3 protein-coding genes are annotated in these 2,405 nt (G+C 57.7%); all 3 read left to right on the top strand.

Annotated elements, in window-relative coordinates:
• On the top strand, positions 1-226 hold a 226-nt coding region (locus VLH40_07030), incomplete at its 5' end, for a nitroreductase family protein (protein ID HSV31756.1).
• A 205-nt stretch (positions 227-431) separates the two neighbouring features.
• Complete coding sequence (gene amrS / locus VLH40_07025; protein HSV31755.1) at positions 432-1,607, top strand: AmmeMemoRadiSam system radical SAM enzyme; 1,176 nt, start codon at positions 432-434, stop codon at positions 1,605-1,607.
• Positions 1,594-2,405, top strand: an 812-nt coding sequence (locus VLH40_07020) for a radical SAM protein (protein ID HSV31754.1), incomplete at its 3' end; no start/stop codon positions are given. The genes amrS and VLH40_07020, both read left to right, overlap by 14 nt.

The raw sequence follows: 2,405 nt of genomic DNA, 5'->3' as shown, positions 1-2,405 counted from the left end.
CGTCTGGGTCGGTGATTTAGCCAGAATCCAAAGACGTTACGGGGCGCGGGGGATAGAACGCTACATCATGATGGATGTCGGCGGGGCTGGCCAGAATGTCCATCTGCAGGCTGAGGCTCTGGATCTGGGAACCGTGATCGTGGGGGCCTTCCACGATGGAGCGGTCCAGGATGTCTTGGCTACCGATCTTCTGCCCCTTTACATCATGCCCGTGGGAAGGAAATGAGACGAAGCACAATAAACAAAATTTCGGTCCTGTTTTGTCTTTGTCAGTCTACCCTCCCCCCTTCGATCCCGAAATGCTGCAGGCATTTAAAGACAACCACAATAAGTTCAACGAGATATACGAAGCACATAAGGATTGAATTTGAATCAAGAGGGTACGGTTATTAACTGACACTTACTTCATGCTGGCGGAAAGAGAGGATAGTATGAAGAAGACCATCGTGATCCTTATAATGGCGGCTGTTGTAGTCAGCGGAGTGGTTTGGTTTTTTCCGCTGGGGCAGGATTCGCCTTCCGATAAAACTACTCCTGAGTTAGCCCTGCGGGACCAGTCTCCCGGCACGATGACAGCTAATGTAGCATTGGCAGACGGTTCACAACCGGCGCGGTACTGGCAGGAACTAACCGATAACCGGGTACGGTGCTGGCTTTGTCCGCAGGTTTGCGTTATCCCGGAGGGAGGACGGGGCATCTGCCGGGTGCGTGAGAACCGGGAAGGCGCGCTCTACACTCTGGTTTACGGAAAGCCGGTGGCCATCGGGATCGGCCCGATTGAAAAAGCCCCGTTTCATCATTTCCACCCCGGACATCTCCGCCAGACGATCGCTACCGTGGGCTGCAATTTGCGCTGTAAACACTGCCAGAACTGGTCCATCTCCCAGCGGGAGTTTGAGGAGGTGAGATACCACCCGCGTTCCCCCTCGGAAATCATCGCCGGGGTGAAAAGGGCCGGCCTGAACTCCGTTTCCTTTACCTATACCGAACCGACGGTCTTCTTCGAATATATGTACGACATCGCGAAACTGGCCCGGGCGGAGGGCATAAAGACGACGCTGGTCACCAACGGCTTCATCAGTCCGGAGCCCCTGCGGGCGCTCCTTGAGCATATGGACGCGGTGCGGGTGGACCTCAAGGGGTTCACCGAGGAGTTCTATCGAGAGATAAGCGGGGCGTCGCTATCGCCGGTCCTTGAGACCCTGAAAGTTATCCAGAAAGAGGGGGTATGGCTGGAAATCATCAACCTGGTAATCCCGACGCTCAACGACTGTCCAGAGGAGATCCGGGCCATGAGCGAGTGGATCGTGGAAAACCTGGGGCCGGATGTCCCGCTCCATATCAACCGCTTCCACCCGGCCTTTAGAATGACCCATCTCCCGCCCACCCCGGTGGAGACCCTGGAGATGGCGCGCGCCATCGCCCGGGAGGTGGGGATAAACTACGTCACCATCGGCAATCTCCCCGGGCATCGCTACGACAGCACCTATTGTCCGGCCTGCGACGGGATACTGATCCACCGTATCGGCATGTCGGTGCTTTCGAACAATATCGAAGAGGGGAAATGCCGGTTCTGCGGCAAGGAGATTCCTGGTGTTTGGGAATAAGCGGGTGAGACTGATCTTGCTCCTCCTGGGGGGGGCGCTCCTCCTGGGAGGAGGGATTCTGTCATCGGTGCCGCGGCTGGAAATCACCCCCCGGCGGGCGGTCGGGGAAGGGATCGATGTCGGGACCCCGGCGCGGTTCTACGAGCTGTTACCCGATGACCAGGTGCGCTGTTTACTCTGTTTTCACAGGTGTCTCATCCCCCCCGGCACACCGGGCCTCTGCCGGGTACGCGAGAACCGGGAAGGCCGTCTCTACACCCTGGTCTACGGTCGGCCGGCCGGTTTGCAGACCGACCCCATCGAAGCCGAGCCAATGTATCATATGCTGCCGGGACACCGAAACCTGGGGGTCTTCACCGCTTCCTGCAATTTTCGCTGTAAACAATGTCACAACTGGCACATCACCCAGCGCGGACCAGAGGAGGTGCGCTCGCTCACCTTTTCCCCCGAGGAAGTGGTCGCCGAAGCGCTCCGGCGCGGCAGTCGCTCCATCTCCCATACCATCAACGAACCGACGGTTTTCTTTGAGTTCATGTACGATATTTCCGTGATCGCCCGCCGGGAGGGCTTGCTTAATCTCTTTCACTCCAACGGGACCATGGCCCCCGAGCCGCTCAGAGCCATCCTGGCGCATATGGATGGAGTGGTCATCGATCTCAAAGCCTTTTGCCCTGAGGTCTACCGCACTATCTACGGCGGGGAGATCGCTCCGGTCCTCGAGACGCTCAAGATCATCCGGGAAGAAGGGGTGTGGCTGGAGATCGTCAATCTGGTCATCCCCACCATCAATGACTGTAT

The organism is Atribacteraceae bacterium, assembly GCA_035477455.1.
Lineage (GTDB): Bacteria > Atribacterota > Atribacteria > Atribacterales > Atribacteraceae > DATIKP01.
Note: the sequence above shows the minus strand (reverse complement) of the source record. Positions and strands in the feature narration are given on the sequence as shown.